This window comes from Aeromonas sp. HMWF015 (assembly GCF_963878965.1).
GTDB classification, from domain to species: domain Bacteria; phylum Pseudomonadota; class Gammaproteobacteria; order Enterobacterales; family Aeromonadaceae; genus Aeromonas; species Aeromonas veronii.
In genome coordinates, this window is sequence record NZ_CAWNZT010000168.1 from 12,692 (window position 1) to 17,667 (window position 4,976).

5 protein-coding genes are annotated in these 4,976 nt (G+C 59.9%); 3 read left to right on the forward strand and 2 right to left on the reverse strand.

What is annotated here, in order from left to right; genetic code table 11:
* Both leuB and leuA read right to left on the reverse strand, forming a co-directional pair.
* A partial coding sequence (leuB, locus tag AACS18_RS08660) for a 3-isopropylmalate dehydrogenase (RefSeq protein WP_258228892.1) occupies positions 1 to 696 on the reverse strand: 696 nt, incomplete at its 3' end.
* Positions 697 to 752: 56 nt separating this feature from the next.
* A complete protein-coding gene (gene leuA, locus AACS18_RS08665) occupies positions 753 to 2,315 on the reverse strand; it encodes a 2-isopropylmalate synthase (protein WP_108614129.1) in 1,563 nt (520 codons plus the stop codon).
* Between the two features lie 408 nt (positions 2,316 to 2,723).
* Between leuA and AACS18_RS08670 the strand changes: the two genes are divergently transcribed.
* From AACS18_RS08670 to AACS18_RS08680, 3 genes are all read left to right on the forward strand, one after another.
* Positions 2,724 to 3,344, forward strand: coding sequence for a TetR/AcrR family transcriptional regulator (locus AACS18_RS08670; RefSeq protein ID WP_005349170.1), 621 nt, complete (start codon positions 2,724 to 2,726; stop codon positions 3,342 to 3,344).
* Positions 3,345 to 3,470: 126 nt separating this feature from the next.
* Positions 3,471 to 3,974, forward strand: coding sequence for a phosphatase PAP2 family protein (locus AACS18_RS08675; protein ID WP_005339149.1), 504 nt, complete (start codon positions 3,471 to 3,473; stop codon positions 3,972 to 3,974).
* Positions 3,971 to 4,976 (forward strand): MJ1255/VC2487 family glycosyltransferase (locus tag AACS18_RS08680; RefSeq protein ID WP_108614139.1); only part of this gene is annotated, 1,006 nt, incomplete at its 3' end. The genes AACS18_RS08675 and AACS18_RS08680, both read left to right, overlap by 4 nt.

Consider the following 4,976-nt stretch of genomic DNA (forward strand, 5'->3'; position numbering starts at 1 on the left):
GAGCTGCATGGTGGCGTTGTCGATATACATATGGTTGAGGGTTACGTCCGGATAGGACTTGGCGACTTGCGTCACCACCTCGCGCCACAGAATGGAAGAGGCGAGCACGTTGGCCTTGTCGATGGAGGTGACCTTGCCACGGCGCACGCGAGCCGATTCGAACGCAATCTTGGCGATGCGCTCAATCTCGAAGCGATGGTACACCTCGGTGTCGAACGCCTTCTCGTTCGCCCCTTCTCCCTCGCGCCCCTTGGGCTGGCCGAAGTAGATGCCGCCGGTCAGCTCGCGCACGCAGGCGATGTCAAAACCGCGATCGGAGATATCGGCGCGCAGCGGGGAGAACTGTTCCAGACCGGTGTAGATACGGGCCGGACGCAGGTTGCAGAACAGCTTGAAGTGGGCGCGCAGGGGCAGCAGGGCGCCACGTTCCGGCTGATCGTTGGGGGGCAGATGTTCCCATTTCGGGCCGCCTACCGAGCCAAACAGCACGGCATCGGCCGCTTCACAACCCGCGATGGTACTTTGCGGCAGCGGGGTACCGTGGTTGTCGATGGCGATACCGCCCACGTCATGGCGATCATACTCGAAGGCGAGGCCGAACCTGGCCTGCACCTTCTCCAGCACCTTGATGGCCTCGGCCATCACTTCAGGGCCAATGCCGTCACCCGGCAATACTGCGATCCGATAACTGCTCATACACTCTCCATCCTGATATTGTCATTCCATGCCGTCTGTTTGGTTCCGAGCCCTGTTCAGACGGTTTCTGATTTGATGCTGTTATTGCGTTCCATCTGTTCGGCCACCTGATCGGCGCGCCAGATGCTGTTGATCACATGGAGCAGGGCGTGGGCCGAGGATTCGATGATGTCGGTGGCCAGTCCCATGCCGTGGAATTTGCGCCCTTTGTACTCGGCGACGATATCGACCTGACCGAGGGCATCTTCCCCTTCGCCCTTGCTCTTGAGGGCATATTTGTCGATGCGGATCTCATAGCCGGTGATGCGGTTGATGCACTGGTAGACCGCATCCACCGGGCCATTGCCGGTGGCCGCTTCGCAGATCAGATCCTGTCCCACCTTCAATTTGACCGAGGCGGTGGCCAGTACCGAGCTGCCGCTCTGCACCCCGAGGTACTCCAGTTTGAAGTGCTCGGGCTCTTCGTGGATCTGGCTGAAGAAGGCCAGTGCTTCGAGGTCGTAGTCGAACACCTGCCCCTTCTTGTCGGCCAGGGTCAGGAACTTGCCGTAGAGGTGGTCGAGGTCGTAGCTGCTCTCGGCGTAGCCCATGGACTCCATCCGGTGCTTGATGACGTGACGGCCGGAGCGGGAGGTCATGTTGAGGTTGTTCTGGGTCAGGCCAATGCTCTCGGGAGTGATGATTTCGTAGGTATTTTTCGCCTTGAGCACCCCATCCTGATGGATGCCGGAGCTGTGGGAGAAAGCGTTGGCACCGACGATCGCCTTGTTGGGTTGCACCGGCATGTTGCAGAGCTGGCTGACCAGCGTGCTGGTGCGATGAATTTCGCTGTGGCGGATATTGGTTTGTACCCCGAGCAGGTCGGCGCGGGTTTTGAGGATCATCGCCACCTCTTCCAGCGAGCAGTTGCCCGCCCGCTCGCCGATGCCGTTGATGGTGCACTCAATCTGGCGGGCCCCCATCTGCACCGCGCCGATGGAGTTGGCCACCGAGAGCCCCAGATCATCGTGGCAGTGGACCGAGATGATCGCCTTGTCGATGTTGGGTACCCGGTTGAACAGGGTGTGGATGATGCCGGAGAACTCGGTCGGTACCGTGTAGCCCACGGTATCGGGGATATTGATGGTGCGGGCCCCCGCCTTGATGGCGGCCTCCACCATGCGGCAGAGGTTATCGATGGGGGTGCGGCCCGCATCCTCGCAGGAGAACTCCACATCATCGGTGTAGCGCAGGGCGTGCTTGATGGCGCTGACCCCCATCTCCAGCACATCCTCGAAGCTCTTTTTCAGCTTGCTCTCCACATGGATGGAGGAGGTGGAGATAAAGGTGTGGATGCGAAACGCCTTGGCGGCCCGCAAGGCTTCGCCGGCGGCGTCGATATCCTTGGGCAGGGCGCGGGCGAGGGCGCAGACCCGGCTGTTTTTGATGTGGCGGGCGATGGTCTGCACCGATTGAAAATCGCCGGGAGAAGAGACCGGGAAGCCCACCTCCATGACGTCGACACCGAGCCGCTCCAGTGCCTGGGCGATCTGCAGCTTCTCCTTGACTGTCAAACTGGCCGCCAGGGCCTGCTCACCATCACGCAAGGTGGTGTCGAATATGATGACCCGATCTGACATGTGACTTCCCTCTTCCTAAGTTCGGTAACGTGCATCCTGCGGCGGCATAAAAAAACCCGTGCAGGGTGCACGGGTTTTTGTAAATTCCGGCTATGCCTTAGCCCGGCTACAAGGATCCCGCGCGAGTTAACGCGATTAGGGAGATTAGTAGTAGCGGGGTGGCGATACGCATGACGTTGTTATTCCTTCCAGTCGATAACGCTTTTACCAATATCGAGATTTTTATGCTGTGTCAACACGGAAGGTCAGGGGCAATCTGCTGACGTATTTAATCGGATTGTAAAGGATTGCAAATTTCCTTGTCCCATATTCGGCCCATGACCGATTATCTGGTCATTCCTGCTGTGCTCTATTCTCTGCACAACCAGATCGACTTATCAGCATTGGCTGAATTATCTGAGGTGTTAAATGGAAAAACGTAGACCTGGTCGTCCGGTCGGACGTTCTGACATTCGTGACAAGTTGCTTGCTGCCGCCCGTGAGCGTTTTCTCAATACTCCCTATAGCAAGGTGACTACACGCGAAATCGCGGAGCTTGCTGGCTCCAATCTGGCAATGATCCACTACTACTTCGGCAGTAAAGAGGGTCTTTACAAAGCGGTGTTGGGCGATGTCGCCGAGCCCCTCGACCATGCCTGGCAAGATGAACACAGCAATCACAGCCTCAACGAGCTGCTCAACACCTACTATCAGGTGATGGCGCCCAACAGCGAGCTGACCTCTGCAATCTCCAGCGCATTGTCGACCGAGAAGAGTCCGGGCCGGGATTTTGTGCTGAACCGCCTGCTGGAACGTCAGCTGCCGCAGTTCGATGCCCTGCTGGAAACCATGAAGTCCAACGGCGAGCTGGGTGACAACCTGGATCCCGACATGCTGAAGATCTCCTTCCTCAGCATGATGTGGCAGCCGTTCGTGATGAAAGATCTCTACGAGCAGGTGTTTGGCCTGAAAGTGGATGAGCACTTCATGGCCCGTCTGGCGGACCACAACTGCCGTCTGATGGAGACCGGTCTGCGCGGCAGCCACTGATTTTGCCGCAATATCGAGATTAAAAAGGGCCATTCGGCCCTTTTTTCATAAATCTGTTATCCCTTGTTCAACGTAACGTCATCCCGCTTTCTTACTCTGCAAGCAGAATTCAGGGAAGGAGGGGATATGAACAAGATCCAGCAATGGGACCTGCAGGTGTGCCGGGTCTGCCTGCTTCACGGCTACAACCGGCAGCAGGCGAGGGTGAGTCGCCTCATTTCCCGCACCGGTGATGGCCCGCTTTACGCTGTGCTGGCCGCCCTGCTCTGGTGGCAGGGGGAGGCAGAGCGGGAGCTGGTGCGACTGGCGCTGCTTGCCTTCGCCATCGAATTGCCCCTCTATCTGCTGCTGAAAAACAGCCTGAAACGGCAACGGCCGGTCGGCTTGCCGGTCTTCATCACTCCTTCCGATCGTTACAGCCTCCCCTCCGGTCACACCGCTGCCGCTTTTCTGATGGCCACCATACTGGCCACCGGCTTTCCGCTCTGGGCGCCCCTGCTGTTTGGCTGGGCGGCGCTGGTGGGGGCATCCCGGTTGCTGCTCGGGGTGCACTACCTGAGTGATCTGGTTGCCGGTGCCCTGCTGGGTGGCGGTTGCGCCGTGCTGGCGCTTGGCTGGAGCCACTCATGAGGATACTGTTTGGGGTGCAAGGCACCGGCAACGGTCATATCAGTCGCAGTCGCACTTTGGCGCGAGCGCTGCGTACGGCAGGGGTCGAGGTGGATTATCTCTTCAGCGGCCGCCCTGCCGACCGCTACTTCGACATGGAGGAGTTCGGCGCCTACCGCGCCTTTCCCGGCCTCACTTTTGTCAGTCACGAGGGGCGAGTTTCTCCGTGGCGTACCCTGCAAGCCGCCTCGCCGCTCACCTTCTGGCGGGATCTGCGGTCTCTCGACTGCAGCGAATACGATTTGGTGGTGAGCGATTTTGAGCCGCTGACCGCCCACGCCGCCCGCCGCTATGGCAAGCCGAGCCTCACCGTCAGTCATCAGGCCAGCTTCAACTGGCCCATCCCGCGCTGGGGGGAGGATGGGGTCAGCCGCCAGCTGATGCGCCACTTTGCTCCTGTGGATCAGCCGCTCGGGCTGCACTGGTTTCACTTCGGTCACCCCTTGCTGCCACCGGTGATCGACCCCATTGCCGCCGCACCGGATAACGGCGAGATCCTGGTATATCTGCCGTTCGAGCAGACCGAGGCGATCGCCGCCCTGTTGTCGCGCTTTGGTCAGCAGCGCTTCGTCTGCTTTCACCCCGCCATTCGCACCCCTAGCCAATGGCGCAACCTGCGCTTCGAACCGCCATCGCGGCACGGATTTATCGCCGTGCTGGCCGGTTGTCGCGGCGTCATCTCCAACGCGGGTTTCGAGCTGGCTTCCGAGGCGCTCACCCTTGGCAAGAAGCTGCTGGTCAAACCCCTCGGCGGCCAGTTCGAACAGCTGACCAATGGCAAGACGCTCGAGATGATGGGGCTGGCGACCCTGATGGATGTGCTCGATGCCAATCTGGTGCGTACCTGGCTCGACAGCGCCTCGCCGGGGGCGGTTTGCTACCCCGATGTGGCGGGGGAGCTGGCCCGCTGGCTGGCGGCGGGCGTGGACGAGAGCGTGGCCTCTCTGTCACGGCGGCTCTGGG